This window comes from Aureimonas sp. AU12 (assembly GCF_001463705.1).
Taxonomy (GTDB): Bacteria; Pseudomonadota; Alphaproteobacteria; order Rhizobiales; family Rhizobiaceae; genus Aureimonas.
The window spans coordinates 19,475-45,054 of record NZ_BBWH01000010.1; the positions used below are offsets into that span (position 1 = coordinate 19,475).

The window sequence follows — 25,580 nt, forward strand, 5'->3', positions numbered from 1 at the left end:
GTACCTTCGGGTACGCCCTTCCCCCATGCCCAAGGTCAGCAAGCGCCCGTGTCCCTCACCCAACCTGCCGCCCTCGCCGCCGCGCCCGGAAACTCCAAGGGCCGCGTGCTCTTCGCCAGCCTCATCGGCACGACGATCGAGTTCTTCGACTTCTACATCTACGCGACGGCCGCGGTGCTGGTGTTCCCGCACCTGTTTTTTCCGAACGCCGAGCCGACGACCGCGATGCTGCAGTCCTTCGCGACCTTCGCCATCGCCTTTTTCGCACGGCCGATCGGCGCGGCGATCTTCGGCCATTTCGGCGATCGGATCGGGCGCAAGGCGACGCTCGTCGCCGCGCTGATGACGATGGGCCTCTCCACCGTCGCCATCGGCCTGCTGCCGACCTTTGCGCAGGCCGGCGTCGCCGCGCCGCTGCTTCTGGCGCTCTGCCGCCTCGGCCAGGGTCTCGGGTTGGGCGGTGAGTGGGGCGGCGCGGTGCTGCTGGCCACGGAGAACGCCCCGCCGGGCAAGCGCGCGTGGTACGGCATGTTCCCGCAGCTCGGCGCCCCCATCGGCTTCATCTGCGCCACCGGCTCCTTCCTTCTCCTCAGCGACCTGATGAGCGACGAGCAGTTCTTCGCCTTCGGCTGGCGGCTGCCCTTCATCGCCTCGGCGCTTCTCGTCTTCGTCGGCCTCTATGTCCGTCTGAAGATCCACGAGACGCCCGCCTTTCAGAACGCCATCGACCGGCACGAGCGCGTCGCCGTGCCGATCGTCGAGGTCTTCGCCCGCCACAAGGCGCGGCTTCTCGCCGGCACGTTCGGTGCTGCCGCCACCTTCGTCCTCTTCTATCTGATGACGACCTTCGTCCTCTCCTGGGGCACCGGCCCCCTCGGCTTCGACCGCTCAACCTTCCTGCCGATCCAGATGGTCGGCGTCGTGTTCTTCGGTCTGGCGATCCCGGTCTCGGCGCTGCTGGCCGACCGGTTCGGCTCGAAGGCGATGCTGCTGGCGGCGACGCTCGGCATCGGCCTCTTCGGCTTCCTGTTCCAGCCGCTGTTCGGCGCGGGCACGACGGCCAGCGTCATCGCCTTCCAGGTCGTCGGCTTCGCGCTGATGGGCCTCACCTACGGCCCGCTCGGCACGGCGCTGTCCGAGCTCTTCCCGACGGCCGTGCGCTACACCGGCGCTTCGCTGACCTTCAACCTCGGTGGCATCGTCGGCGCCTCGCTCGCACCCTACGTGGCGACGCGTCTCGCCACCGACCACGGGCTCGCGGCAGTCGGCTATTATCTCACCGCCGCCGCCGTGATCACCGCGATCGCGCTTCTGTTCTCGCCGGCGCCCCAGGATCAGACGGCGACACATGCCTGACGCGGTCGCCGGGCCGGCGCGCGATCTCACCTGACCGAAATGTCCGAAGCGGGTTCCGGAATGACCTGTTGCCGCACCGCACTGGAATAAGATGGGCTCGGATGGGACGGGAGGCTTGTGCCGCCGCCGACGGCAGAGGAGCCCCATGTCCCGCCACCTGTTCCCGCTCGCCTTGATCCTTCTCGCCCTGACGCCGGCTTCGGCATGGGCGCAGGAGGCGTCGGACCGATCGATCGTCGAGACCGTGGAGCGCGCGCCGCGCATCGGCGACGACGAGCGCTACATCCAGTTCTCGCCCTTCGTCCAGTTCGACGGTGGCTGGGCGTCCTCATCGCCGCGCGATCTCGTGGGCGAAGCCGACCGGCGCAACGGCGAGGTGCGGCGCGGCCGGCTCTATGTCGATTTCGGCTATGACGATCTCGGCGGGCGTCTCACGGTGGACTTCGCCAACCTCGAGACCTCGCCCGTCACCTACGCCTATCTGAACTACAAGCTGAACGAGACGCTGACGCTGCAGGGCGGCTACCAGACGGTACCGTTCTCCATGCAGCAGATGATGGGCAGCCGCTCGGCGACCTTTGCCGAGAACGGCCTGAACGCCGGACTGCAACTCTCGGACGGCACCGGCATCGCGGCGCTGGCCGGCGGCGAGCGCTGGAGCCTTTCGGGCGGCGTCTTCGGCGGCGACATCAACGATCAGCCCTTCGACGACGGCGTGACGCTGGCCGCGCGCGGCAGCTATGCACCCTATCTCGAGGGTGCGGATGCCGTGCATTTCGGCCTCGGCCTTGCCGGCGGCTTCGACCGGCAGGAGCCTTTGTCCTTTTCGGGAGGCGTCGGCACCAATCTCGTCTCGGCCTCGCCTGTCTCCACCGGCGACTTCGACGGATCGGCGGAACTCCTGTCGCTGAACGTGGAATTCGCCGCGACGCTCGGTCGCCTGACCCTGCAAAGCGAGTACACGCTGAGCCGCGTCGATGCGCTCGACGACGGCTCGGCCACCGTTCACGGCGGCTACGCCTCCGCTCTCCTCTTCCTCACCGACGACCATCGCAAATACGAGGCGTCCTCAGGCCAGTTCGAGCAGGTGAAGCCCGCGCATGCGGTCACGAAGGGCGGCATCGGCGCCTTCGAGATCGGCGCCCGCTTCGACGCGCTCGACCTGACGGACGCCGATGACGGCGGCTCGGAACTGGCGGGCACGGCGATCCTGAACTGGTACCCGACCGACATCCTGCGCTTCACCGCCAGCCACACCTATACGCAGGTGAACGACGGGCCGAATGAGGGCGACCGGGTGAACGCGACCCTCCTGCGCGCGGCGATCATCTATTGATTCGCGCCGCGCCCATTCGCCGGTTGACGCGGACCGCCCTGCCATGGCGAAAAGGCGCATGAGCGAAAACACCACGATCCGCCGTACGGCCGAGGCCACGAAGGGCGACTTCGCCCATGTCCACACCTGGGTCTTCGATCTCGACAACACGCTCTATCCGCGCCGGACGGACCTGTTTTCACAGATCGATGCCCGGATGACCGCGTTCGTCGCCGAGCTGCTGCAGGTGCCGCCCGAGGAGGCGCGCGGGGTGCAGAAGGCCTTCTACCGCGAATACGGCACGACGCTGCGCGGCCTGATGAGCGTCCACAAGATCGACCCGGACGCCTTCCTCTCCTATGTCCACGACATCGATTATTCCTGGCTGACGCCCGATCCCGCGCTCGGCGCCGAGATCGCTGCCCTGCCCGGCCGCAAGTTCATCTTCACCAACGGCGACCGCGGCCATGCCGAGCGCACCGCGCGCCAACTCGGCATCTTCGAGCATTTCGAGGATATCTTCGACATCGTCGCCGCCGGCCTGGTGCCCAAGCCTGCCGCCGAAGCCTACGATAAGTTCATGGGCCTGCACCGCATCGACACGGCGCACGCCGCCATGTTCGAGGATCTCGCACGCAACCTGACCGTGCCGAAGGCGCTGGGTATGCGCACCGTCCTCATCGTGCCCGAAAACTTCGAGACGACGCTCGGCGACGTCTGGGAGCACGAGGGGCGCGAGGGCGAGCATATCGATTTCGTCACCGACGATCTCACCCGCTTCCTTCAGCGCGTTCGGCCGGACTGACGGGACGGCTCGTCAGGAGCCGAGGCGCGATCGTCCCGGCTGCGCCAGCGAGGCCTTTTCGGCGGCCGCCCGCTCCTGTGGGCTGCGCTCCGTCGTCTTGCCGCCCGGCTCGATCGCGGCACGATTGGCCTCGAGGACCACATCCAGCGGATCGCGCCCGTCCTCGACGCGCCCCTCGATCGCGGCTTTTCGCGCAGCGCCGCTGACATCGTCGGTATCGCCGGCCTTCGGCGCCTCGCGCGTCTCGTCGGGCGCCATCGTCTCGGCGGCGTCCTTGTCCTGCTGCGCGCGCATCATCTTCGGATCGGTGTCGAGGTCGCCCATGGATCGCCCCTGTCTGGTGGCGGCCCACGGCGCGCCGTCTCCCCTTTCGAACGGCAGCCGCGAGCCGGCGGTTCCCGAAGCCCGGCCGGTGTCAGAACTCGTAGAAGTCCCGGATCATCCGCCATCCGTCCTCGGCCGTGTCGGCGAATCGGAAGAGCTCGACGTCGCCGGGCGCGATCGTGCCCTCCTCGGCCAGGAAGTCGAAGTCGATCAGCCGGCGCCAGAAAGCCTCGCCGAAGAGGATCACCGGCATGCGCGCCATGCGGCCGGTCTGCATCAGCGTCAACGCCTCGAACAATTCGTCCAGCGTGCCGAAGCCGCCGGGAAAGGCCACCATCGCCTTGGCCCGCAGCAGAAAATGCATCTTGCGCACGGCGAAGTAGTGGAAGTTGAAGCACAGCTCGGGCGTGGCGTAGGGGTTCGGCGCCTGCTCGTGCGGCAGCGTGATGTTCAACGCGATCGACACGCCGCCGACATCCGCCGCGCCCCGGTTGCCCGCCTCCATCACGCCCGGCCCCCCGCCGGTGACGATCACGAACTCCTTGCCGCCGGAGCTGTTGGCCGAATGCTGCGAGGCCAGTTGGGCAAAGCGCCGCGCCTCGTCGTAATAGTGGCTGTTGGCCTCCAGCCGCGCCGCCTGCCCGGCGTTGCGGGCCGCCCAGGCCGGTTTGCCGGGCTCGGGGATCCGCGCCCCGCCGAAGAGGACGACGGTGGAGAGGATGCCGGCTTCGCGCAGGCCCATCTCCGCCTTCATCAGTTCGAGCTGCAGGCGCACCCCGCGCATCGCCTCCGATCCCAGGAAGTCCGGGTCGTCATAGGCCAGCCGATAGGTCGGCGACAGCGTCTGCGGCGTGCGCGGCTTGCCCGCCTGCTGCTGGCGGTCGGTGACGGAATCGGGGAACGGCGAGAAGCCGCCATCCTCGGTCTCGCGCCCGGTCGCCGGCAATTGGTTGCGCCCATCCTCGGTCATTGGCATCGGCCCGCTTCGATTGATTGTTGGGGGTCCTTCTACTAGGAGAACGGACCCGCTCGAAACCCCTCCCGGAGATCTCCGAAGATGACCGCTGGCTCCCACGCCGATCTCGAACGCATCGTCGAGGCCGCCTTCGACGCCCGCGACGGCATCGACGCCGCGACGACGGGCGAGGTCCGCGACGCCGTCGACACGGCGCTCGACCTTCTCGACCGCGGCGAGGCGAAGGTCGCCACGCGTGGTGAGGACGGCACGTGGACCGTCCACCAGTGGCTGAAGAAGGCGGTGCTCCTGTCCTTCCGCCTCAACGACATGAGCGTCGTCGAGGGCGGCCCCGGCGGCGCCACCTGGTGGGACAAGGTGCCCTCGAAGTTCGAGGGCTGGGGCGAGAACCGCTTCCGCGAGGCGGGCTTTCGCGCCGTGCCGGGCGCCATCGTGCGCCGCTCCGCCCATATCGGCCGCAACGCCATCCTGATGCCGTCCTTCGTCAATCTCGGTGCCTCCGTCGGCGAGGGCACGATGGTCGACACCTGGGCCACCGTCGGCTCCTGCGCGCAGATCGGCCGCAACGTCCACCTCTCGGGCGGCGTCGGCATCGGCGGCGTGCTGGAGCCCCTGCAGGCCGGCCCCACCATCATCGAGGACAATTGCTTCATCGGCGCCCGATCCGAAGTGGTCGAGGGCTGCATCGTGCGCGAGGGCGCGGTGCTCGGCATGGGCGTCTTCATCGGCCAGTCGACGAAGATCGTCGATCGTGAGACCGGCTCGATCACCTATGGCGAAGTGCCGCCCTATTCCGTCGTGGTGGCCGGCTCCCTGCCGGGCCGTGCGATGGGCAATGGCGAGCCCGGTCCGGCGCTTTACTGCGCCGTGATCGTCAAGCGTGTGGACGAGCGCACGCGTTCGAAGACCAGCGTCAACGAGCTTCTGCGCAGCTGAGCTGCCCCGCCGACGCACCCGAAGAAAAGGCCGGGCGCTTGCGCACCCGGCCTTTTTTCATTCTAGCCGTCTCCGGCTGAAATCAGTTGAAGCCGAGGCCACCGGCCGGAGCGCCGCCCGAAGGCGAGGAGGCGTCGAAGCTGCCACCGAACCGGTCGGCATCGGGCAGCGGCTTCGGCGCCTGGCGCACGACGCGCCCACCGACCATGCCGCCGAGCGGGATGGCCCCGTTGGCATTAGCAACGGGACGGTTGTCGGCGACCGTCACGTCCCGCTCAGCGACACGGGGCGCAGCCTTGGGCATCGCGACGGACGCCGTAGCGGCCGCGGCACCGCTCGTCCCCTGCGGCGACGCGACGATGGCCGCGGCGGAAGCCGGCACGCCGGGCAACGTCTCGGACTTCGCGATGACGATCTTGGCTGGCTGGCGGGCGGGAGACGCGGCGACGGTGCGCGCGATCAGGCCGGGCCTCACGGTCGGCTCCACGGCGGCGACCAGCGTCGCATCCGGGGACATGGCGGGGGTCTTGCGGGCACGGAACGCCGCGATGTGGCGCTTCACGTTCGAGCAGTAGACGCTCGCCGACTTCGACATGACGGTGGTGCGATGCCCGCCCTTGTACTTCATCGCCGCCTGGCAGACGTCGCCGCCGCCCTGCTCCCAGGCGCCCTTGAGGTAGCGCATGCCGTAGCGGAGGTTCGTCTCGGGATCGAGAAGGCCCTCGGCCGGACCGGAGAAGCCGAGACCGCGCGCGGTGGCGGGCTTGATCTGCGACAGGCCGTAGACGCCGGAGCCGCGGGCACGCGGATTGTAGTGGCTCTCGACGCGCACGACCGCATAGGCGAGCTCGCGCGGAATATCGTTTTCGTCGGCGGCTTCGGCGATGAGACGGTCGATCTTCGGATCGCCCGAGATCGTGTCGCCGACGGCCTGCGCGACGTTTTTCATGGTGGCGACGGAGACGTTGGCGACGGCCGAGGCACCGGCGCCGACGCGGCTGGCGCCCGCGACCACGGTGTCCTTAGCGGCGACGACGCCATCCTTGGCCGCATCCTTGGCGGCGATCGCGGTTTCCACCGCGCGGGTCGTCAGACCCTTCGGCTCGGCCTGAACCACGACTGCAGCGGCGGACGCGGCAGCCGCAGGGGCGGCAGCAACGGGCGCAACAGCCTTGGCGGCGACGACCCGGGCACCGCGCTCGGCCTCGATCGGACGCGAGGACGGCAGCGTGACGCGGGTGGGACCCTTGTCGGCGCCGGCGATCTCGATGATGGCGCGAGGAGCGGTGGACGTCGAGGAAGCGACGTCGGTGCCCTCGCCGGCCTTCGGCGCGAGATTGGCGGTGCCGGTGAGCTTGTCTCCGTCGGAGACGCAAGCCGACAATGTCAGCGGTGCGAGGAGGGCGAGGGTCGCCACCGAAACCAGACGGCCGGATCGCCACGAGGGAACCCGAACTCCTTCAGCCCGCCGTATCGTCATGCAGAATCCCCAAGGCCGTTTCCCATGCAGAGCGAACTTGGCGCCGAACCCGGCCGAAACATGGCAGGCCTTGGGCGAAAGTTACGATCCGTTCACGAAGGTTACCGCAATGTTGCCGAAAGACACCACCCCCCGACGAAAGGAAAGACGGGTCGGCACCAGCTTGGAACCCCGTGACGCCCGCGATAGGCTCGTCTAAGGAGCAGCTTATGAGCGCCCTTCCCGTCGATCCCGCCGCCAACCTCGTCGCCCTTCTGCGCTGCCGATCCGTGACGCCGCAGGACGCCGGCGCGCTCGGTGCCCTCGAATCGATGCTCGCGCCGCTCGGCTTCGAGACGCTGCGTCCGACCTTCTCGGACGAGGGCACAGCAGATGTGGAAAACCTGCTGGCGCGGCGCGGGACCAAGGGTCCGCACCTGTGCTTCGCCGGCCATACCGACGTGGTTCCGCCCGGCGACGAGTCGCAATGGCACCTCGGACCCTTCGCCGGCGAGATCGCCGAGGGCGAACTCTACGGTCGCGGCGCCGTGGACATGAAAGGCGGCATCGCCTGCTTCGTGGCGGCGCTGGCGCGCCTGGAGGAACGCGGCGCCCTACCGCCGGGGCGGATCTCCTTTCTCGTCACCGGCGACGAAGAGGGCCCGGCGATCAACGGCACGGTGAAGCTGCTGGCCTTCGCCGAGGGGCGCGGCGAGCGATACGACGCCTGCCTCGTCGGCGAGCCCACCAATCCCGACCGGCTCGGCGACATGATGAAGATCGGCCGGCGCGGCTCGCTGTCGGGAACCGTGACGCTGAAGGGCACGCAAGGCCATGTCGCCTATCCCCATCTCGCCGACAACCCCGCCCGCCGGCTGGCGCCCACGCTCGCGGCGCTTCTCGACACGCCGCTCGACGAGGGGACGCAGGCGTTCCAGCCCTCCAACCTCGAAATCACTTCGGTGGACACCGGCAACGGCGCCACCAACGTCATTCCGGCAGGGATCACGATCGCCTTCAACATCCGCTTCAACGACCGCTGGACGGCCGAGACGCTGCGGGCCGAGGTGGTGCGACGGATCGAAGCGGTGCTTGGCGTGGTGGACGGGCCTGGGACCTATGCCGTGGCGTGGCGCGAGCCGCCGTCGGACGTGTTTCGCACCGAACCGGGCCCGCTGACGGCCGAACTGGCTGGCGCGATCGAGGCGGTGACCGGTCGCCGGCCCGAACTCTCCACCTCGGGCGGCACGTCGGACGCCCGCTTCATCAAGAACCATTGCCCCGTCGTCGAATTCGGGCTTGTCGGCAAGACCATGCATATGACCAATGAGCGGGTCGCCCTTTCCGACCTCGAAACGCTGACGGCCATCTATGAAACCTTCGTTGCCCGCTGGTTCGCCGCCCAGTCCTGATTTCCTTCCGAGCCTGCCGGAAATCGCCCGCTACTTCACCGGCGCGGCGCGGTTGATGGCGGGCCATCGCGACGGGCTCGACCGTCTCGACCTCTCGGCCGACGGCTTCTGGCGATCCTTCGCCGCCATCCTCGTGGCGCTGCCGCCCACCATCCTCTCCTGGCTGGAGTTCGAGCGGGTGGAGCGTGCCGGCCTCGCCGCCGGTGGGCACGAGACCACGGCCTACGCCGCCCATGCGCTGGCCGACCTTACGGCGTGGCTGCTGCCGATCCTCGTCATGATGGTGGCGGCGCGGCATCTCGGCTTCACGCGCAAGATCGTGCCCTTCGTCATCGCGACCAACTGGGGCGGCGCGCTCCTGACCTGGGCCTTCTCGCCCTTCTTCCTGCTCCTGATGTTCACCGGGCCGAATGCCGCGATGCAACTTCTCGGCATCCTGATTTCGGCGGCGTCGATCGTCCTGACGGTGCGCCTGATCGTCCAGGCCACCGGCAGCGACGTGCCCTTCTCGATCGCCATCGTGACGATGATGGTCATCTCGTCGCTTCTTTCCTACGGCGCCGTCTCCGACCTCCTGCAGGTGCCGCTCGTCTGAGCCGCCGGCGCGAGCCGGCTTAAGATGCGTAGTCGACCTGCGTGAGGTAGAGCCCGTCAGGTGGCGCCACCGGGCCGCAGCGCTTGCGGTCCCGCGCTTCGAGGGCGGCGACGAGATCCCCGTCGCTCCAGCGATGGTCGCCGACGAGCTTCAGCGAGCCGGCGAGCGATCGGATCTGGTTGTGGAGGAAGGACTGCGCGGAGGCGTGGATATGCACCTCGCCGCCGGGCCCCGTTACGACGTCGAGCCGGTCGAGCGTGCGGATCGGGCTTTTCGCCTGACAGTTCACCGAGCGGAACGTGTGGAAATCATGCGTCCCGAGCAGCCGCTGCGCCGCCGCGTTCATCGCCTCGACGTCCAGGCTCTTCCAGACCCACCAGACATGGCCCTTGAGCACGGTCGGCGGCGGCCGCCGATTGAGGATGCGGTAGAGGTAGTGCCGCTTGCGGGCCGAGAACCGGGCGTCGAACGTCTCGGGCACGATTTCGGCGGCGAGGATGGCGACGCCGCCCTCCTCCCGCAGATACGCATTCAGCGCATCGCGCACCGTGTCGATCGGCCAGAGTTTCGGAATATCGACATGGGCGACCTGCCCCGTCGCGTGGACCCCGGCATCGGTGCGGCCCGCGCCGAACAGCGTCACGTCCTCGCCGCAGAACGCCTTCAGCGCGATCTCGACGGTTTCCTGCACCGACAATCCGTTCTTCTGGCGCTGCCAGCCGACATAGGGGGCGCCGTCATATTCGATGGTGAGCTTGTAGCGCGGCATCTTAGGGAGCGCCGAGGCGGGCGCCGGCGGGCACCGGCGTTCCCCGCAGGAAATCGGCTGCCGAAGACACGCGCCCGCCCGCCTTCTGCACCTCGAGAAGCCGGACAGCGCCCTCGCCCGCCGCCACCAGCAGCCCGTCGCCCAGCACCGTGCCGGCAGGGCCTTCGCCCGGCTCCGCGACGGCGCGCAGGAGCTTCAGGCGTTCGCCGTCCAGCATCGTCCAGGCGCCGGGAAACGGCGAGAAGGCGTTGATGCGGCGAACGATCTCGCTCGCGGGCCGGCTCCAGTCGACGAGCGCCTCGCCCTTTTCGATCTTGCGGGCATAGGCCGGCGCGCGACCGGTGCGTTGCGCGATGGCGTCCTGCGTCTCGAAAGCGAGCGTTCCCGTCTCCAATTGCGCCAAGGCCTCCACCATCAGCTCGGCCGAGGCCTGCGACAAGCGGTCGTGAAGCTCGCCGGCGGTCTCGCTCGCGCCGATCCCCAGTTCGCGCGTCAGCGCCACGGGCCCGGTGTCGAGCCCCGCCTCCATGCCCATCACCATCATGCCGGTGGCCGCATCGCCCGCCTCGATCGCGCGCTGGATCGGCGCGGCGCCGCGCCAGCGCGGCAGGAGCGAGCCGTGGCCGTTGAGCGCGCCGGAGCGCGGCGCGGCCAGAACGGCCGGCGGCAGCAGCAAGCCGTAGGCGACGACCACAGCGACATCGGCACCGAGCGCGGCGAAGGCCGCCTGCTCCTCTTCGCCCTTCAGCGAGACCGGCGTGCGCACGACGAGGCCGAGCCGCTCGGCTTCGCGGGCCACCGGCGAGGGCGTCGGGCTCAGGCCGCGGCGTCCGGCGGGCCGGGGCGGCTGCGAATAGACGGCGGCGATGCGATGCCCGGCCTCGGCCAGCGCGCGCAGCGTCGGCACCGAAAACTCCGGCGTGCCCATGAAGACGAGGGTCAAAGCCATGGCGAGAACCCGGTCAGACCGCCACCTTCTTCGCCGACTTGGTGAACTTGCGGATCACCATGTCGCGCTTGAGCTTCGAGATGTGGTCGATGAAGAGCACCCCGTCGAGATGGTCGATCTCGTGCTGCAGGCAGGTCGCGAGCAGTCCGTCGGCCTCGATCTCGTGGGTCGAGCCGTCGAGGCCGAGATAGCGCAGCGTCACCGTGGCTGGGCGCTCGACCTCGGCATAATAATCGGGGATCGAGAGACAGCCTTCCTCGTAGACCGAGCGCTCGTCCGACGCACGCACGACCTCCGGATTAAGGAAGACCTGCGGCGCCTTTTCCTCGGCGTCCTCCTTCGACAGGTCGATGACCAGCATGCGGAGCGGCTCGCCGATCTGGATCGCGGCAAGGCCGATGCCCGGCGCGTCGTACATGGTCTCCAGCATGTCGTCGGCGAGACGCCGGACGTCGGCATCGACGCGCAGGACCGGCTCCGAGGCGCGGCGCAGGATGGGATCGGGAAGGATGACGAGAGGCTTGACGGTCATGATCGTCAGGTAAGACCAAGCGCCGAAACGGTCAACTGGGTCGCAAATGTTCTTGGTTTGATCTGGCCGAACCCTAGCGAATCCGCTAGCGTCGCGCCATGGAATTCGCCGCCCTCGCCTCCCTCCTCGATCAGCCGCTCTTCGTCCTCGCCGGCCACGCCGTGACGCTCGGCGAAGTGGTGACGGTCGCGATCGGGCTGGCGATCGTCGTCTGGCTGCTGCGACGCTGGCGGGGCGCCGGCGGGGACGGCTTCGAAGAGGAGGACGAGAGCCGGGGCGAGGCAATTCTGCGCGCGCAAGCCGAGCTCGCGGGGCGCATGCAGAGCATGGGCGAGATGCTCGGCGCCCGGCAGGCGGAGCTGGCGCGAACGGTCGGCGAACGGCTCGACGGGATGGGCGTGCGTGTCGGCCGCTCGATCCAGGAGACGCAGGTCCAGACGGGCGAGACGCTGACGCGCCTCGCCGAGCGGCTGGCGGTGATCGACCGTGCGCAGGGGCAGATCCGCGATCTCGCCGGCGAGGTCGTGCGCCTGCAGGACATCCTGTCGAACAAGCAGGCACGCGGCGCCTTCGGGCAGGCGCGGATGGAGGCGATCATCATGGACGCCTTGCCGCGCGGTGCCTACTCGTTCCAGGCGACGCTCTCCAACGGCAAGCGGCCGGACTGTCTCATCCCGATGCCGAACGGTGCCCCGGCGCTGGCGATCGACGCCAAGTTTCCACTCGAGGCCTGGACGGCTTTTCGCGAGGCCGATGGCGAGGACGCACGTGTCTTCGCGGCCCAGCGCATGCGCCGCGACATGGACGTGCATATCCGGGCGGTCTCGGAAAAGTATCTCCTGCCGGGCGAGACGCAGGACACCGCCTTTCTCTTCGTGCCCTCCGAATCGATCTTCGCCGAACTGAACGAGCATTTCGAGGACGTCATCCGACGTGCCCATCGCGCCCGGGTGGTGATCGTCTCGCCGACGCTCCTGATGCTGTCGATCGAGGTGGTGAAGGCCCTTCTGAAGGACCAGCGCATGCGACAGGAGGCCGGGCGTATCCAGAAGGAGGTGTTGCTTCTCGCCGAGGATCTGCAGAGACTCGACGCGAGGGTTGCCTCGCTCAAGACCCATTTCGCCCAGACTGGCCGGGACGTGGACCAGATCCTCGTCTCGACGGAGAAGCTGATCCGTCGCGGAGAGCGGATCGCTCGGGTCGAGATCGAGGACGAGGCGCCCGATGAGCGGCGCGCCGACGGCTCCGTGACGCTCCGATGAAACAGAACCGTCCGTTCATGTTGCATTGTTCGGGTTTTCCACATGGCGATGAAACCATGCGGAAAAACGCAAGCGCTAAAGCTTGACAAATCATTAAGACACCGGGATCGAAAACGGCGCTGCCGCATTGTCCCCATGACTGATCAATCTCGGGGGTTTCCATGCGCAGCGTGGTCACGGCAGTACTGGCGGGTTTCGTGCTTTGCGCCTCGCCGATGGCGCTGCCGGCGGCAGCGAGCCCCAGCGCCGATCTCGCCTCCGCTTACAACAAGAACACCGACGCTTCCTTCCGGATCGGCCTGCAGACGCGGCTGGCCTGGACTGGCGACTATGTCGGTCCGTTCGACGGTCGCATTGGAGCGCAGACGCTGCGCGCCATTCGCGACTTCCAGGCACGCCATGGCTTCGCGGCCGATGGCGTCATGGACGAGACGTTCCTCAAGCGGGTGATCGCCGAGAGCGATAAGGTTCGAGACATCGCCGGCTACAAGCTGACCGACGACCCGACCACCGGCGCGCGCCTCGGGCTGCCGCTTGCGCTGGTCTCCGCCGCCGGCGAGACCGAGGTCGGCCGCATGTGGCGCTCGAAGGGTAGCGACCTCGAGATCGAGACTGTCCGGTTTCACGACGAGAGCTATTCGCTGCGCGGCGTCTACGACGTCCTGTCCGCAGAGAGTGGCACGAAGACCGTGACCGATGCCGAATTCCACGACGACGGCTTTACGGTTCGTGGTGTCGATGATGGCCGCGATTACGTAATCCGCTTCTCCGGTCGCGATAACGATCTGCGTGGCTTCTCGGTCGCCTGGCGCAATAGTGCCGACGCTTCCGTTCGGCCCTACATTTCAGTTGCGCTGAACAGCTTCCAGCCGTTTGCGGGCGAGCCGGAGAGCCGCGATGTCGGCCCCGTCGCTCGTTTGCTGGAGAGCGGCCGCGCCGAGGGCGTGGCCTTCGGCGAACCAGCGCTTTCGACCGAACCGCACGGCGACGCCGGGACGCTGTCGAAGCCGGGCTTCGACTCGTCCGGCACAAGCTTCGTGGTGTCGAAGGATGGATGGCTGCTGACCAACGCGCATGTCGCCAAGGCCTGCAAGACCGTGCTCGTCGGCGATCTCGGTGCGGCGTCGAAGGTCGTCGTCGACGAGGACCACGACCTCGCGCTGATCAAGGTCGACGCCAAACTCGGCAAGCCGCTGCCGATCGTCGCCGGCAAGCCGCGTCTTGGCGAGGACGTGCTGGCGCTCGGCTTCCCGCTGCGTTCGATCCTGGCCGACAGCCTGAATGTCACGCGCGGAAACGTCTCGTCTCTGATGGGCCTGATGAACGACGCCAACTACCTGCAGATCTCGGCGGCCGTTCAGCCTGGCAATTCGGGCGGCCCGCTTGTCGACCTCGCCGGCCGCGTCGTCGGCGTCGTCACGGCCAAGCTGAATGCCGTTGCCGTCGCCGATCTGACGGGCGACATCCCGCAGTCCATCAACTTCGCCATCCGCCCCGACGCCGCCGCGAAGTTCCTCCGGGATCACGGCATCGCCTTTGAAACGGCCGATGCCTCGCTGGCTTTGGAAAGCGTGCCGGACGCGACCGCAAAGGTGCAGGAATCGATTTACCCGGTGCTCTGCCTAGGCGGAAACTGACCGACGTCGCATCCTCAGGCGCAGCGACATGGAGGAGGCCGGGCATCATGGCCCGGCCTCCTTTACGTTTAGGGCATCAATTCGCCACGGCGCGCTCGAACGTCGGCGTCACCGTCACGCGGTCGCCGTCGGCGCTGGCACCCGAGAGCGGCAGTTCGAGAAGGCGGCCGGCGTGCTCGACCACCAGCAGACCACCGTCCGAGGTGTCGCTGGCCATCTTAACGTCGCGCAGAGGCCCGATGTCCCGGGCATCCGAACTCACAACCGTCTTGCCGATCCAGCTGCGGGCATCGAGATCGCCGACGCCGGAATCGATGGCCTCGCCGGCCTCGGTCACCGCCGGAACCGGAGGCTGGTCGGGCGTCTGGGCCAAGGCTGCTCCGGTCAGGGCGAACAGAAGTGCCGCCGTACGAACTGCATTGGTCATCGAAGACTTTCTGGCCATGAAAACGTCCTTTTCGATCGGGCGGCGAAGACCGCCGGTGTTCGATCGATGACGCCGAACGAAAAGCCCGCGTTCCCCCTTCGTGAAACTTTCATGGTTCCGCGATCCCCTCGACCGCGACGATCCGGCACAGCGGAACACGCTTTCGACCGTCATCCGGTTGTGACGTTCGGGCGATAGGCGGGACTGGAACCGTTCCAGATCGTCGCACAGGACGCCCCACGATGACCGATGCCATGAGCGCGCAGAACTTCTTCCCGACCAGCCGGCTCGAGGATGCCGAGGGCGAGGGCCTGAACCCGACGAACAACCGCACGATGGGCGAGATCGTCGCCGCACGGTTCTCGCGCCGCGACTTCCTGCGCGGCTCGCTGGCCGCCACAGCCATCGCCGCCACGGTGAGCCCGCTCGCGCTCCTGTCGGCCGACGAGGCGAAAGCCGAGGCCGGCGCCTCGCGCTTCTCCTTCACCGAAGTCGAGGCCGGCATCGACGAGACACATCACGTCGCCGAGGGCTACGACGCCGACGTGCTCCTGCGCTGGGGCGACGCGCTCTTCCCCGACAGCCCGGCCTTCGACCCCGTGAACCAGACGCCGGAGGCGCAGGCCCGCCAGTTCGGCTACAACAACGACTATGTCGGCTTCATCCCGCTGGACGGCTCGTCCGAACATGGGCTCCTCGTGGTCAACCACGAATACACCAACGAACACCTGATGTTCCCCGGCATCGTCAAGGTCGAGGGTGAGAAGCTCGTGATCTCCCCCGCCGACCGGAAGCGCGTCGACATCGAGATGGCCGCTCATGGCGGCACGATCGTCGAGATCCGCAAGACGGACGGCAAGTGGCAGGTCGTGCGCGACGGCGCGATGAACCGCCGCATCACCTCCAACACCGAAATGATGCTGACCGGCCCCGCCGCCGGCGACGTGCGCCTCCAGACGGTGGCCGACACGTCCGGCCGCAAGGTCTTCGGCACGATCAACAACTGCGCCGGCGGCGTCACGCCTTGGGGCACCTACATCATGGCCGAGGAGAACATCCACGGCTATTTCAGCGGAGAACTGCCCGCCGATCATCGCGAGGCCGCCAACTACAAGCGTCTCGGCATTCCCGAGGGCACCTATGCCTGGGGCCAGTTCCACGACCGGTTCGATCTCGCCAAGGACCCGAACGAGGCCAACCGCTTCGGCTGGGTGGTCGAAGTCGATGCGATGGACCCGAACTCGGTGCCGAAGAAGCGCACCGCCCTCGGCCGGTTCAAGCATGAGGGCGCCGACAACATCGTCGCCAAGGACGGCCGCGTCGTCTTCTATCTCGGCGACGACGAGCGCTTCGACTACGTCTACAAGTTCGTGACAGCCGGCAAGTTCGATCCCGCCGACCGCGCCGCCAACATGGACCTTCTCGACGAGGGCACGCTCCATGTCGCGAAGTTCGAGGAGGACGGCACGATGGAGTGGATGCCGCTGACCTTCGGGCAAGGCAAGCTGACGGCAGAGAACGGCTTCGCCAGCCAGGCCGACGTCCTGATCGAGACCCGCCGCGCCGCCGACCTTCTCGGCGCGACGCCGATGGACCGTCCGGAGGATATCGGCCCGAACGCCGAGAACGGCCGCGTCTATGTGATGCTGACGAACAATTCCAAGCGCAAGGACGACAAGGTCGATGCGGCCAACCCGCGGGCCAACAACGCCTTCGGCCACATCATCGAGATCGCCGAGGACGAGGGCGACTTTGCGGCCTTGAAGGGCAAGTGGGAGATCCTGCTGAAGTGCGGCGACCCCTCGGTGGCCGCGGTCGGCGCCACCTTCTCGACGGAGACTACGAAGAACGGCTGGTTCGGGATGCCCGACAACTGCGCCGTCGACACCGACGGCCGGCTCTGGGTCTCGACCGACGGCAACTCGCCGAAGGCCACCGGGCGCACCGACGGCCTCTTCGCGGTCGACACGGACGGCCCGGCCCGCGGCACCTCGAAGCTGTTCTTCCGCGTGCCGGTCGGCGCCGAGATGTGCGGTCCCCTGCTTCTGCCGGACATGCAGACGGCCTTCGTCGCCGTGCAGCATCCCGGCGACGGGGGCGAGGACTGGGACGGTTTCGGCCGCCTCTCCTACTACGAGGATCTCTCGACCCGCTGGCCCGACTTCAAGCCGGACATGCCGGTGCGCCCGTCCGTGGTCGCGATCACCAAGCAGGGCGGCGGCAAGATCGCCTGACGCGACGAACGCCCCTGACTTGAGCGATGCGGCGCCCGGATCCTCCCCCGTGCGCCGCATCCATGTTGTCAGTCGGCCCATTTCGGGTCGCCGGTGAAGGCAATGGTCAGCCAGCGGTCGCGACCCGCGCCGCCGATCGCCTCACCCACCTCTTCGCGAATGGCGTCGAGGACGCCGACCGAACCGATCGCGAACCCGGCCGGCACGATGAAATGCACCTCGACAAGCTTCGAGCGCCCGGCCTTGGCGACATAGGTACGGGCATCGAGAAAGCCGTGGCGAGCGACCGCGGCTTCGGCCGCAGCGCGCACCTCCAGATCGAGCTTGGCGGGCGCCACGAGGAACACGTCCTTCAGCGCCGAGACGACGGTGCGCAGCGGCACCGGAATGAGGCAGAGCGTCAGGACGGCGAGGACGGCGGGATCGACATAGGGCGTCAGCCAGGCGTAGTCCGTGCCCTCCAGCAGCGAAGCGATGGTGAAGGCGAGGAGCAGCGCGGCGGTGATCGCGCCGGACATGGTCCAGCCCTTGATATCGAGTGCCAGGAACTGCGAGCCGATCGAGCGGTTGGCGCGGCGGCCATAGATCACCATGCCGATGCAGATGGCGACCACGAGGACGGCGTAGCCGATGGCCCAGTCGAACACCAGTTCGCGCCCGCCGGCCAGGATCGTGCCGACAGCGTTGATGAAGGCGTAGAACGACAGGAGCGTCAGCAGCGCGCCGTTGAAGGCGAGCACAATCGGCTCGAAATGCCAGAAGCCCATCTGGAACCGCCGGCTCGTGTCGCGCGCGATCAGCCGCGTCACGAGGAGCGCCAGTCCCGTCATCGCCGCATCGACGGCCGAGAACACCCCGTCGAAGGCGATCGACAGGGATCCCGACAGGATGCCGAAGGCGACGCCGGAGGCGCCGACCACGACGGTCATGGCGATGGAGCGCTTGAGGACGATGTCTTCGGCATGATCGGTCATGCCCGCCGATGTAACGGGGTTCGGCGCCGCGACAAGCTCGGCCCCTCAGCGGAAGCGATCGGCCAGTTCCCGTGTCGGCCAGCAATCGGCGGGGAGCCCGGTTTTCTCCTCGAAGGCGCCGATGGAGCGGCGGGTCTTGAAGCCGGCGAGGCCATCGGTGCCGCCGACGTCGTAGCCCTGCGCCTGCAGCTTCTCCTGCAGGCGCGAGACGTCGCCGCGCGTCAGCCCCTTCACCGGTTGCCAGCGCCCGGCAAACGGCCCGGCCCCGGCGATGCGGTCGGCGACATGGCCGATGAACAGGGCGTAGAGGTCTGAATTGTTGTAGGTCTTGATGACGTAGAAGTTCGGCGTGGCGATGAAGCCAGGGCCGAAGCGTCCTGCCGGCATCAGGAGATGGCCGGTGGCCTTCGTCTCGGACGCCGGGAACGGCTTGCCCGAGACACGGGTGACGCCACCGCGCACGAAGTCGGCGATCGGTCGGCCCTTGTCCGGCCCTTCCAGCGTGCAGGACACGGCGTCCGGAATGGTCGCCTCGAAGCCCCAGCCGCGCCCCGCGACCCAGCCCGAGAGCTGGAGGTAATGGGCGATCGAGGCAAGCGTGTCGGGCACCGAGTTCCAGATGTCGCGCTTGCCGTCGCCGTCGCCGTCCACCGCCAGCTCGCGGAACTTCGAGGGCATGAACTGCGGCTGGCCGAGGGCGCCGGCCCAGGACGACTTCATCTGCGCCACGGTCAGGTCGCCGTCCTCGACGATCTTCAGCGCGGCCAGCAGCTCGGTGCGGAACATGTCCTTGCGGCGCGAAAGATAGGCCTTGGTGCCCAGAACCTCGAAGGCATCATAGGGGATCTTCGCCGCGCCGTAGCCGGACTCGCGGCCCCAGATGGCCAGGACGATCGGGCCCGGCACGCCGCTGCGCTGCTCGATGCGCTTGAGCACCGGGCCGTAGGTCTTGAGCAGCGCCCGCCCCTTGGCCGCAACGCCCGCGACCTTGGCCTCGTCGAAATAGGCCGACGGGCTCTGGAACTCGGCCTGCCGGTTGATCTCCTCGACCTTGGCGGGCTGGCCGGGCAATTGCAGGTCAGGCAGCTTGAGGTTGGGCTTCACGCGTCCGAGGGCGGCGTCGAAGGTCGCGCGCGACACGCCCTCGGCCTCGGCCTGCGGCCAGATCTCGCGATCGAGAAAACGCCGGAAGCCGGCGTCGACATCGCTCGTCTGCGCCAGCGCCGGTGTGGCTGCGCCGCTGGCAAGGGCCGTCAGCGCCAGAAGGGCGATTGCGATCCGTCTCATGGTCCAAGTCTCCGGCATGCGGCTGTCCTGCCGGAAGGCTAATGGACCGGACTTGCGCCGGGGTGGCGGCAGTGCCCATGATGAGGTCGCACGATGTCGTGAGGATTGGTGGGATGGTGGTTCTCGCGCTCGATCACCTGCAACTGGCGATCCTGCCCGCAGGCGAGGCGGAGGCGCGACGCTTCTACGGCGAACGTCTCGGCATGGCCGAGATCGCGAAGCCCGAAAGTCTCGTCGGGCGCGGCGGCTGCTGGTTCGCGGTGGGCGACATACAGCTGCACTGCGGCGTGGAACAGGATTTCCGGCCGGCGCTGAAAGCCCATCCAGCCTTCCTCGTCGACGATCTGGCAGCCCTCGAGGACCGGCTCGCCGCCGCCGGACACCCGGTCGAGCCCGGCTTGCCGTTGCCGGGATATGACCGGCTCTATACGGCCGATCCGTTCGGAAATCGCATCGAACTCATGCAGCGTCGGCCGGACTGAGCGGTCAGATCTTCGTGCGCGAGCGCATGGCGGCCGAGAGCGTGCCCTCGTCGAGATAGTCGAGTTCGCCGCCGACCGGCACGCCGTGCGCAAGGCGGGTGATCTTCACATCGAAGCCGTCGAGCTGGTCGATAAGGTAATGGGCTGTGGTCTGGCCCTCGACGGTGGCGTTGACCGCCACGATGATCTCGGCGATCCCGCCCTCGGCCACGCGCTCCACGAGACGACGGATGGTGAGGTCGTCCGGCCCGACTCCGTCGAGCGGCGAGAGCACGCCGCCGAGGACGTGATAGGCCGCGTTCAGCGCCTTGGCCCGCTCGAGCGCCCAGAGGTCGGACACGTCTTCGACCACGATGACGGTGGACCGGTCGCGGCTGGGATCGGTGCAGATCGTGCAAGGGTCGCGCGTGTCGATGTTGCCGCAGTTCGAGCAGACCTTCACGTGTTCGGCCGCCTCCGACATGGCGTGGCCGAGCGGGCGCAGAAGCTGCTCGCGCCGCTTGACGAGATGCAGCGCGGCGCGGCGCGCGGAACGCGGTCCAAGGCCCGGAAGCTTGCCGAGAAGCTGGATCAGCCTCTCGATCTCCGGGCCGGCGATGGTCTTGGCCATGTCGTGTCGATCTGCTGATAAAAACGATGCGCCGGCCCTTGGAGAGCCGGCGCTGGGGATGAGGGTACGAAGGTCGTCCGGGTGCTAAAAGGGCAGCTTCATGCCGGGGGGAAGCTGCAGGCCGGCGGTCAGCGACTGCGTCTTCTCCTGAACCTCGGCATCCAGCTTGCGCTTGGCATCGGCATGGGCGGCGACGATCAGGTCCTCGAGAATATCCTTCTCGTCGGCCTTCATCAGCGAGGCGTCGATCTGCAGGCCGGTGAGTTCGCCCGTGCCCTTCAGCGTCACGGACACGACGCCGCCGCCGGCTTGTCCCGTGGCGGTCGCCTCGGCGATCTCGGCCTGAAGGCTCTGCATCTTTTCCTGCATGGCCTTCGCCTGCTTCATCATGCCCATGATGTCTTTCATGCTGTCGGGTCCTCGCGTGTTGATCGTCAGTCGTCGTCGCTGTCGGCGTCGGGATCGAACAGAACGCCTTCGCCCATGTCGTCATCCCCCTCGCCCAAGCCAAGGCCGGACGGGTCGATGTCGTACTGCTCCGGCAGGTCCGCGTCGGAAACCGTCTCGATGGCGACCGGTTCCGGTGCCTCCGCCTCGGGTTCGCCGCGAAGGCGCACTTCCTTCACCACGGCGCCGGGCATCAGCGCGAGGATCGCGGCAACCTCCGGGTCGGCCTCGGCCTCGGCAATGAGTTGGGCGCGGCGGGCGGCCTCCGCCTCCTCCAGCGTCGGCCCGGCCTCCCCGCCGACCGTCACCACCCAGCGAAGGCCCGTCCAGTCGTGCAGACGCTTGGCGAGGTCACCGGCGAAGGTGACGGGCGCGCCCTCGGTGGGCTGCATCTCCAGCCGGCCGGGCTCGATGCTGGAGAGACGGAGATAGCGGCGGATCCACGCCTTCATCTTCGAATCGCGCCGCGCCGCCGCCAGACTTTCGAGGTCGCGCAGCGAGCGTGGCAGGCCGGCGAGTTCGGCGGCGCTCGGAACGGGCGCGCGGGTCGGCGCCGGCTGCGGCGCGGACTGCTGCATCCGGGCGGCCAGCGAGAGGCCGCCGCCGGTTCCGGCGACGGTGCGAAGCTGCATCGTCGCGCCGGGATGTGCGGGCGCGCCCGAGCCCCCGCCGCCGCTCACGGCATCGACAGGCGACGGCGCGGCCGGGGACGAAACGCCGCCCGCGCTGCCATGGCCATTGTTGCCCGCCATCCCGTTGCCGATGCCGTTGCCGGACGGCGACGAGCCAGATCCGGGAAGCGTCGGCAGCGTGCCGCTGCGCAGCAGCGTCAACAGGTCGTCCGGCGACGGCATGTCGGCGGCGTGGGCGATTCGGATCAGCGCCATCTCGGCGGCCTGCTTGGGCGAGGCGGCGGCGCGCGCCTCCTCGATCGCTTTCAGAAGCATCTGCCAGACTTCCGACAGCGTCTTCACCGACAGGCGCTCGGCGAAATCGCGACCGCGCTCCACCTCGTCGGGCGAGAGAGAGGCATCGCCCGCCGTCTCCGGCACGAAGCGCAGCGAGGTCACGAGATGGGTGAAGTCGGCGAGATCCGTCAGCACCACCACGGGATCGGCGCCGGCCTGATACTGCGCCCCGAGTTCACGCAGCGCCCCGGCCCCGTCGCCGCGCATCAGAAGCTCGAAGAGATCGACGACGCGCGCCCGGTCGGCCAGACCCAGCATGTCGCGCACGGTCTGCGTACCGACCGTCCCCGCACCGTGTGCGATCGCCTGATCGGTGAGCGACAGCGCATCGCGCACCGAGCCCTCGGAGGCGCGCGCGATGATGCGCAGCGCATCGTCCTCGGCTTCGACCGATTCGGCTGCCAGAACCTTGCGCAGGTGCTGGATCATCACCGCGGGATCGACGCGCCGCAGGTCGAAGCGCTGGCAGCGCGACAGGACGGTGATCGGCACCTTGCGGATCTCGGTGGTCGCGAACACGAACTTCACGTGCTCGGGCGGCTCCTCCAGCGTCTTCAGCAGGCCGTTGAAGGCTTGCGTCGACAGCATGTGGACCTCGTCGATGATGTAGACCTTGTAGCGGGCCGAGACCGGCCGGTAGCGCACCTGCGCGATGATCTCGCGGATGTCGTCGATGCCGGTGTGCGAGGCCGCATCCATCTCGACCACATCGACATGGCGTCCTTCCATGATCGCCTGATCGTGGACACCGGGCTCGATCATGTGAATGCGCGGCTGGTGGATCGCATCCGTCTCGTAGTTCAGCGCCCGCGCCAGGATGCGGGCCGTGGTGGTCTTGCCGACGCCGCGCACGCCGGTCAGCATCCAGGCCTGCGCGATGCGGCCCGAATCGAAGGCGTTGGTCAGCGTGCGCACCATCGGCTCCTGGCCGATCAGGTCGTCGAAGGAGCGCGGCCGGTACTTTCGCGCCAGGACCCGGTAGGGCGCGGCGGCGGCAGGCGGGGCGGAGGTCGGCACGTCGTCGGCCATGGCGGGCGGATCGAATCCTCGAACGAAGGCAGGGCCCGGCGGGGGCCGCATGGGGTTTGCGGCGACCCTAGAGGCTGCGATGGCCGGGGTCCACACAAGCCTGTCGCATGGGCCGAGGGGCCGCGACCGTGAGGGCCGCTCGACAGGTTTGCACCGGCTGCGCCATGGTGCGGGCGCAATCGATCGTGCATTTCGCCGGCACCGATCGCCAGCCAGCGCGTCCCGACCTCGACCAGAGTGACCACCGATGACCCTCAGCCGCTACCAGTCGCTCCGCCGCCTCGCCCTTGCCGTGCTCATCACGCTCGTCTTCGCGGCGTTCCTGCTGGTTCGTTCGGCCTGGGGCGAAGAGGGGCACGAGGCGATCGAGATCGCCGGCATGGCGCTGATCTCGATCGGCATCGTCGGGCGCATGTGGTGCACGCTCTATATCGGCGGCCACAAGTCGAAGGACATCATCGACAGCGGCCCCTATTCGGTGACCCGCAACCCGCTTTATCTGTTCTCGTCGATCGCCGCAGGCGGCGTCGGCGCGCAGACCGGCAGCCTGATGCTCGGGCTCCTATGCTTCGCCGCCTCGGTCGCGGCCTTCTCGCTGGTGATCCGGCGGGAGGAGCGCCATCTCGGCGGGCTGTTCGGCGCGGCCTATGAGGCTTACAAGGCGCGTGTGCCGCGCTTCTGGCCCTCGCCCCGCCTGTTCTTGGACAGCGCCAAGCTCGATATCTCGACCAGCCGCCTCTACCGCACGCTCGGCGACGGCCTCGTCTTCTTCCTTGCCGTGCCGGCCTTCGAGTTCGTCGAGATGCTGCAGCACGGGCAGATGATGCCGACGGTCCTCAGCCTCTACTAAGGCAGCCTCGACGCGAAAAACCGCGGGCGCCGGATGGCGCCGCGGGTGGACTGATTGAGGCTCAAAGAAGAGGGTGGGAGGCTGGCACGATGACCCGTGCCGGATTCGTTGGGGCTGCTTCCTTCCGGACCTGACCCGATTGGCGAGCGGCTCGTCCACCACCAACCTCCCATCTTCCATATCGTGGAGAACCGAACCGAATGCAAGCCGCCTCGACCACGCCACCGAGCGATGATCTCGATCCGCGCCTCCTCGCCGACACGCGCCCCGTCGCGGACCTCTCTCTCTGCCGCGTTCTCCTGATGAACGATTCGCGCTGGCCCTGGCTGATCCTCGTGCCGCGCCGCACCGGTGTCGTCGAGCTGTTCGACATGGCATCGGAGGACCGCGCTGCGCTGACCGAAGAGGCCTCGCGCTGCGCCGAAGCGCTGAAGGCGGCGACTTCCTGTGAAAAGATCAACGTCGCCACCCTCGGAAATTCCGTGCGGCAGTTCCATCTTCACGTCGTCGCGAGGTCCACCGACGACCCGAACTGGCCGAGGCCGGTCTGGGGCTTCGAGACGGCGACCCCCTACGACGACGACAACGCGGACGAGTTCGTCCGCGCCCTGCGCGAAAGCCTCTGATGACCGCACCCGCCCCCGTCCGCCTCGGCTATGCCGGCAACCGCCTGCGCCGTGACGGCGAATTGCGCACCGACGCCTCGCTCGGTGAGGCGCTCGCCGACCCGGCCGCGCGGGTCCTCGTTCAGGCGAGCGGTCAGTGGCTGTGTCGTGGCACCGCCGATTCGCCGGAGCCGTTGTTCACGGTCGACGAGGCCCGGGCGCTGGCGGGGGACGGTGGGATCGAGATCCTCCTCGGCCATACCGCCGCAGACGGCGCGCCGCGCCTTGCTACCACGCTGCCGGCCGAGCGCGCGGGGGCGACGATACAGCCGGACTGGCCGGGGGCGCCACAGCACATCGCCGGGTTCGACGCCTACGACCTGCGCACGCTCGGCATGCGCGAGGCGCTGGACCCCGATCTCGAAGGCCAGCTGGCGCAGGCCGCCCATCTCCTCAACTGGCATGCGCAGACGCGCTTCTGCGGGCGCTGCGGCAGCCCCACCCGCTCGGATGCGGCGGGCTTCCGCCGCCGCTGCACGGCCTGCGATCACCTCGTCTTCCCGCGCACCGACCCCGTGTCGATCATGCTCGTGCATGACGGGCACGGGCGCTGCCTCCTCGGCCGGCAACCGCACTTTCCCGTCAACTTCTGGTCGTGCCTCGCCGGCTTCATCGAGGCGGGCGAGACGCTGGAGAATGCGGTGCGCCGCGAGACGATGGAGGAAGCCGGCATCCGCGTCGGAGCCGTGCGCTATCACTCCTCGCAGCCCTGGCCTTTTCCGGGCTCGCTGATGATCGGCTGCGTGGCGCTGGCCGAACCCGGCGAGATCCGCTTCGACTCGGCTGAGCTCGATGACTGCCGCTGGTTCGACCGGGACGAGGTGGCCTCGATGCTGGATGGCTCACATCCCAGCGGGTTGGCCGTTCCACCTCGCTATGCGATTGCGCATCATCTCATCCGTAGCTTCGTACTGCGCGAAGAATAGGCATTCTGGGCAGCATCTGCACAAACTGGTTGCCGAAGTGTTACAGCAGTCCTGCCACCGTCATGCGCAGGATGCACAACAGACGTGCAGCATCTGCTCTCCTGGCGGGCAGGTCAGAGGCGTATATGAGGGTCACAACGAATTCAAAAACCCGGACAGACCGTCATGATCACCTCCTTCACCAAGCGCCTCCAGTCGTTCCGCTCGCATCGCCGCACCGTGCTCGAGCTCACCCGCATGGACGACCGCATGCTCTCCGACATCGGCGTCGTGCGCGGCGACATCGAGCGTATGGTTCGCATCGGCCGCTGAACCGGACGGCCTCCGGGCCAGCCTGACGACGAAGACGAAAAA

General features: G+C 68.1%; 26 protein-coding genes and 1 other RNA gene. 14 read left to right on the forward strand and 13 right to left on the reverse strand.

Annotated elements, in window-relative coordinates; translation table 11 throughout:
- The first annotated feature begins 48 nt into the window (after nt 1-48).
- The 3 genes from AUL33_RS04425 (at nt 49) to AUL33_RS04435 (ending at nt 3,476) form a co-directional block, all read left to right on the forward strand.
- Nucleotides 49-1,356 carry an MFS transporter gene (locus AUL33_RS04425; protein WP_062204264.1) on the forward strand — a complete coding sequence of 436 codons (1,308 nt, stop codon included), beginning with the start codon at nt 49-51 and terminating at the stop codon, nt 1,354-1,356.
- A 145-nt stretch (nt 1,357-1,501) separates the two neighbouring features.
- The gene (locus AUL33_RS04430; protein WP_062204267.1) at nt 1,502-2,692 is read left to right on the forward strand and encodes an OprO/OprP family phosphate-selective porin; all 1,191 of its coding nucleotides are present in this window, start codon (nt 1,502-1,504) and stop codon (nt 2,690-2,692) included.
- 58 nt (nt 2,693-2,750) lie between these two features.
- Complete coding sequence (locus AUL33_RS04435) at nt 2,751-3,476, forward strand: pyrimidine 5'-nucleotidase (protein ID WP_062204270.1); 726 nt, start codon at nt 2,751-2,753, stop codon at nt 3,474-3,476.
- Between the two features lie 12 nt (nt 3,477-3,488).
- Here AUL33_RS04435 and AUL33_RS04440 read toward each other — a convergent pair whose 3' ends face one another.
- Together AUL33_RS04440 and AUL33_RS04445 are read right to left on the reverse strand one after the other, a co-directional pair.
- Complete coding sequence (locus AUL33_RS04440; protein ID WP_062204272.1) at nt 3,489-3,800, reverse strand: hypothetical protein; 312 nt, start codon at nt 3,798-3,800, stop codon at nt 3,489-3,491.
- 91 nt (nt 3,801-3,891) lie between these two features.
- Nucleotides 3,892-4,770: a TIGR00730 family Rossman fold protein gene (locus AUL33_RS04445; protein WP_062204275.1), complete on the reverse strand. Its 879-nt coding sequence runs from the start codon at nt 4,768-4,770 to the stop codon at nt 3,892-3,894.
- 87 nt (nt 4,771-4,857) lie between these two features.
- Here AUL33_RS04445 and dapD point away from each other — a divergent pair, with 87 nt between their 5' ends.
- Nucleotides 4,858-5,712, forward strand: coding sequence for a 2,3,4,5-tetrahydropyridine-2,6-dicarboxylate N-succinyltransferase (dapD, locus tag AUL33_RS04450; RefSeq protein WP_062204278.1), 855 nt, complete (start codon nt 4,858-4,860; stop codon nt 5,710-5,712).
- An 82-nt stretch (nt 5,713-5,794) separates the two neighbouring features.
- On the opposite strand, the gene AUL33_RS22715 is transcribed toward dapD, so the two are convergent.
- A complete protein-coding gene (locus tag AUL33_RS22715) occupies nt 5,795-7,129 on the reverse strand; it encodes a lytic transglycosylase domain-containing protein (RefSeq protein WP_062204282.1) in 1,335 nt (444 codons plus the stop codon).
- Nucleotides 7,130-7,401: 272 nt separating this feature from the next.
- Here AUL33_RS22715 and dapE point away from each other — a divergent pair, with 272 nt between their 5' ends.
- Nucleotides 7,402-8,583, forward strand: a complete 1,182-nt coding sequence (gene dapE, locus AUL33_RS04460) for a succinyl-diaminopimelate desuccinylase (protein ID WP_062204285.1) — start codon at nt 7,402-7,404, stop codon at nt 8,581-8,583.
- Complete coding sequence (locus tag AUL33_RS04465; RefSeq protein ID WP_244491975.1) at nt 8,555-9,178, forward strand: hypothetical protein; 624 nt, start codon at nt 8,555-8,557, stop codon at nt 9,176-9,178. Before dapE ends, AUL33_RS04465 begins: the two co-directional genes overlap by 29 nt.
- Nucleotides 9,179-9,197: 19 nt before the next feature.
- Here the strand turns inward: AUL33_RS04465 and truA are convergent, their stop codons facing one another.
- From truA to def, 3 genes are read right to left on the reverse strand one after another with little or no spacing between them, the layout of a single operon-like run.
- Complete coding sequence (gene truA / locus AUL33_RS04470; RefSeq protein WP_062204290.1) at nt 9,198-9,947, reverse strand: tRNA pseudouridine(38-40) synthase TruA; 750 nt, start codon at nt 9,945-9,947, stop codon at nt 9,198-9,200.
- 1 nt (nt 9,948) lies between these two features.
- Complete coding sequence (gene fmt, locus AUL33_RS04475; RefSeq protein ID WP_062204293.1) at nt 9,949-10,896, reverse strand: methionyl-tRNA formyltransferase; 948 nt, start codon at nt 10,894-10,896, stop codon at nt 9,949-9,951.
- 13 nt (nt 10,897-10,909) lie between these two features.
- A complete protein-coding gene (def, locus tag AUL33_RS04480) occupies nt 10,910-11,428 on the reverse strand; it encodes a peptide deformylase (protein WP_062204306.1) in 519 nt (172 codons plus the stop codon).
- Nucleotides 11,429-11,526: 98 nt separating this feature from the next.
- Here def and AUL33_RS04485 point away from each other — a divergent pair, with 98 nt between their 5' ends.
- On the forward strand, nt 11,527-12,690 hold the full coding sequence (locus tag AUL33_RS04485) for a DNA recombination protein RmuC (protein WP_062204308.1): 1,164 nt from the start codon (nt 11,527-11,529) through the stop codon (nt 12,688-12,690).
- A 161-nt stretch (nt 12,691-12,851) separates the two neighbouring features.
- A complete protein-coding gene (locus AUL33_RS04490) occupies nt 12,852-14,327 on the forward strand; it encodes a trypsin-like peptidase domain-containing protein (RefSeq protein ID WP_062204313.1) in 1,476 nt (491 codons plus the stop codon).
- A 76-nt stretch (nt 14,328-14,403) separates the two neighbouring features.
- On the opposite strand, the gene AUL33_RS04495 is transcribed toward AUL33_RS04490, so the two are convergent.
- Nucleotides 14,404-14,928 (reverse strand): PRC-barrel domain-containing protein, encoded by a 525-nt coding sequence (locus AUL33_RS04495; protein ID WP_062204316.1) that lies wholly within the window; start codon nt 14,926-14,928, stop codon nt 14,404-14,406.
- A gap of 68 nt (nt 14,929-14,996) precedes the next feature.
- On the opposite strand from AUL33_RS04495, the gene AUL33_RS04500 reads away from it, so the two are divergent.
- Complete coding sequence (locus tag AUL33_RS04500) at nt 14,997-16,988, forward strand: PhoX family phosphatase (protein ID WP_062204319.1); 1,992 nt, start codon at nt 14,997-14,999, stop codon at nt 16,986-16,988.
- Between the two features lie 68 nt (nt 16,989-17,056).
- Here AUL33_RS04500 and AUL33_RS04505 read toward each other — a convergent pair whose 3' ends face one another.
- Entirely contained in the window at nt 17,057-17,962 is a 906-nt protein-coding gene (locus AUL33_RS04505) for a cation diffusion facilitator family transporter (RefSeq protein ID WP_062204322.1), read from the reverse strand.
- Between the two features lie 45 nt (nt 17,963-18,007).
- Nucleotides 18,008-19,249 carry a lytic murein transglycosylase gene (locus AUL33_RS04510; protein ID WP_082652310.1) on the reverse strand — a complete coding sequence of 414 codons (1,242 nt, stop codon included), beginning with the start codon at nt 19,247-19,249 and terminating at the stop codon, nt 18,008-18,010.
- Between the two features lie 113 nt (nt 19,250-19,362).
- Here AUL33_RS04510 and AUL33_RS04515 point away from each other — a divergent pair, with 113 nt between their 5' ends.
- Nucleotides 19,363-19,731, forward strand: a complete 369-nt coding sequence (locus AUL33_RS04515) for a VOC family protein (RefSeq protein ID WP_062204328.1) — start codon at nt 19,363-19,365, stop codon at nt 19,729-19,731.
- A 4-nt stretch (nt 19,732-19,735) separates the two neighbouring features.
- On the opposite strand, the gene recR is transcribed toward AUL33_RS04515, so the two are convergent.
- The 3 genes from recR to AUL33_RS04530 form a co-directional block, all read right to left on the reverse strand.
- Nucleotides 19,736-20,341: a recombination mediator RecR gene (gene recR, locus AUL33_RS04520; protein ID WP_062204332.1), complete on the reverse strand. Its 606-nt coding sequence runs from the start codon at nt 20,339-20,341 to the stop codon at nt 19,736-19,738.
- Between the two features lie 84 nt (nt 20,342-20,425).
- Nucleotides 20,426-20,749 carry a YbaB/EbfC family nucleoid-associated protein gene (locus tag AUL33_RS04525; RefSeq protein WP_062204335.1) on the reverse strand — a complete coding sequence of 108 codons (324 nt, stop codon included), beginning with the start codon at nt 20,747-20,749 and terminating at the stop codon, nt 20,426-20,428.
- A 26-nt stretch (nt 20,750-20,775) separates the two neighbouring features.
- Nucleotides 20,776-22,785 carry a DNA polymerase III subunit gamma/tau gene (locus AUL33_RS04530; protein WP_062204338.1) on the reverse strand — a complete coding sequence of 670 codons (2,010 nt, stop codon included), beginning with the start codon at nt 22,783-22,785 and terminating at the stop codon, nt 20,776-20,778.
- A gap of 247 nt (nt 22,786-23,032) precedes the next feature.
- Between AUL33_RS04530 and AUL33_RS04535 the strand changes: the two genes are divergently transcribed.
- The gene (locus AUL33_RS04535; protein WP_062204341.1) at nt 23,033-23,635 is read left to right on the forward strand and encodes an isoprenylcysteine carboxylmethyltransferase family protein; all 603 of its coding nucleotides are present in this window, start codon (nt 23,033-23,035) and stop codon (nt 23,633-23,635) included.
- Nucleotides 23,636-23,708: 73 nt separating this feature from the next.
- On the opposite strand, the gene ffs is transcribed toward AUL33_RS04535, so the two are convergent.
- Nucleotides 23,709-23,805, reverse strand: an RNA gene (gene ffs / locus AUL33_RS04540) — signal recognition particle sRNA small type.
- Nucleotides 23,806-23,835: 30 nt separating this feature from the next.
- On the opposite strand from ffs, the gene AUL33_RS04545 reads away from it, so the two are divergent.
- The 3 genes from AUL33_RS04545 (at nt 23,836) to AUL33_RS21495 (ending at nt 25,538) form a co-directional block, all read left to right on the forward strand.
- Nucleotides 23,836-24,261 carry an HIT family protein gene (locus tag AUL33_RS04545; RefSeq protein ID WP_062204345.1) on the forward strand — a complete coding sequence of 142 codons (426 nt, stop codon included), beginning with the start codon at nt 23,836-23,838 and terminating at the stop codon, nt 24,259-24,261.
- On the forward strand, nt 24,261-25,226 hold the full coding sequence (nudC, locus tag AUL33_RS04550) for an NAD(+) diphosphatase (RefSeq protein WP_062204348.1): 966 nt from the start codon (nt 24,261-24,263) through the stop codon (nt 25,224-25,226). Before AUL33_RS04545 ends, nudC begins: the two co-directional genes overlap by 1 nt.
- A gap of 165 nt (nt 25,227-25,391) precedes the next feature.
- Complete coding sequence (locus AUL33_RS21495; protein WP_082652311.1) at nt 25,392-25,538, forward strand: DUF1127 domain-containing protein; 147 nt, start codon at nt 25,392-25,394, stop codon at nt 25,536-25,538.
- The last annotated feature ends 42 nt before the right edge of the window (nt 25,539-25,580 follow it).

Bases quoted from the DNA above. Each gene is read 5' to 3' on its own strand.
- AUL33_RS04430 (WP_062204267.1), top strand. From the start codon at position 1,502: ATGTCCCGCCACCTGTTCCCGCTCGCCTTGATCCTTCTCGCCCTGACG.
- AUL33_RS04435 (WP_062204270.1), top strand. From the start codon at position 2,751: ATGAGCGAAAACACCACGATCCGCCGTACGGCCGAGGCCACGAAGGGC.
- AUL33_RS04440 (WP_062204272.1), bottom strand. From the start codon at position 3,800: ATGGGCGACCTCGACACCGATCCGAAGATGATGCGCGCGCAGCAGGAC.
- AUL33_RS04445 (WP_062204275.1), bottom strand. From the start codon at position 4,770: ATGACCGAGGATGGGCGCAACCAATTGCCGGCGACCGGGCGCGAGACC.
- dapD (WP_062204278.1), top strand. From the start codon at position 4,858: ATGACCGCTGGCTCCCACGCCGATCTCGAACGCATCGTCGAGGCCGCC.
- dapE (WP_062204285.1), top strand. From the start codon at position 7,402: ATGAGCGCCCTTCCCGTCGATCCCGCCGCCAACCTCGTCGCCCTTCTG.
- truA (WP_062204290.1), bottom strand. From the start codon at position 9,947: ATGCCGCGCTACAAGCTCACCATCGAATATGACGGCGCCCCCTATGTC.
- fmt (WP_062204293.1), bottom strand. From the start codon at position 10,896: ATGGCTTTGACCCTCGTCTTCATGGGCACGCCGGAGTTTTCGGTGCCG.
- def (WP_062204306.1), bottom strand. From the start codon at position 11,428: ATGACCGTCAAGCCTCTCGTCATCCTTCCCGATCCCATCCTGCGCCGC.
- AUL33_RS04485 (WP_062204308.1), top strand. From the start codon at position 11,527: ATGGAATTCGCCGCCCTCGCCTCCCTCCTCGATCAGCCGCTCTTCGTC.
- AUL33_RS04490 (WP_062204313.1), top strand. From the start codon at position 12,852: ATGCGCAGCGTGGTCACGGCAGTACTGGCGGGTTTCGTGCTTTGCGCC.
- AUL33_RS04495 (WP_062204316.1), bottom strand. From the start codon at position 14,928: ATGACGGTCGAAAGCGTGTTCCGCTGTGCCGGATCGTCGCGGTCGAGG.
- AUL33_RS04500 (WP_062204319.1), top strand. From the start codon at position 14,997: ATGACCGATGCCATGAGCGCGCAGAACTTCTTCCCGACCAGCCGGCTC.
- AUL33_RS04505 (WP_062204322.1), bottom strand. From the start codon at position 17,962: ATGACCGATCATGCCGAAGACATCGTCCTCAAGCGCTCCATCGCCATG.
- AUL33_RS04510 (WP_082652310.1), bottom strand. From the start codon at position 19,249: ATGAGACGGATCGCAATCGCCCTTCTGGCGCTGACGGCCCTTGCCAGC.
- AUL33_RS04515 (WP_062204328.1), top strand. From the start codon at position 19,363: ATGGTGGTTCTCGCGCTCGATCACCTGCAACTGGCGATCCTGCCCGCA.
- recR (WP_062204332.1), bottom strand. From the start codon at position 20,341: ATGGCCAAGACCATCGCCGGCCCGGAGATCGAGAGGCTGATCCAGCTT.
- AUL33_RS04525 (WP_062204335.1), bottom strand. From the start codon at position 20,749: ATGAAAGACATCATGGGCATGATGAAGCAGGCGAAGGCCATGCAGGAA.
- AUL33_RS04530 (WP_062204338.1), bottom strand. From the start codon at position 22,785: ATGGCCGACGACGTGCCGACCTCCGCCCCGCCTGCCGCCGCCGCGCCC.
- AUL33_RS04535 (WP_062204341.1), top strand. From the start codon at position 23,033: ATGACCCTCAGCCGCTACCAGTCGCTCCGCCGCCTCGCCCTTGCCGTG.
- AUL33_RS04545 (WP_062204345.1), top strand. From the start codon at position 23,836: ATGCAAGCCGCCTCGACCACGCCACCGAGCGATGATCTCGATCCGCGC.
- nudC (WP_062204348.1), top strand. From the start codon at position 24,261: ATGACCGCACCCGCCCCCGTCCGCCTCGGCTATGCCGGCAACCGCCTG.
- AUL33_RS21495 (WP_082652311.1), top strand. From the start codon at position 25,392: ATGATCACCTCCTTCACCAAGCGCCTCCAGTCGTTCCGCTCGCATCGC.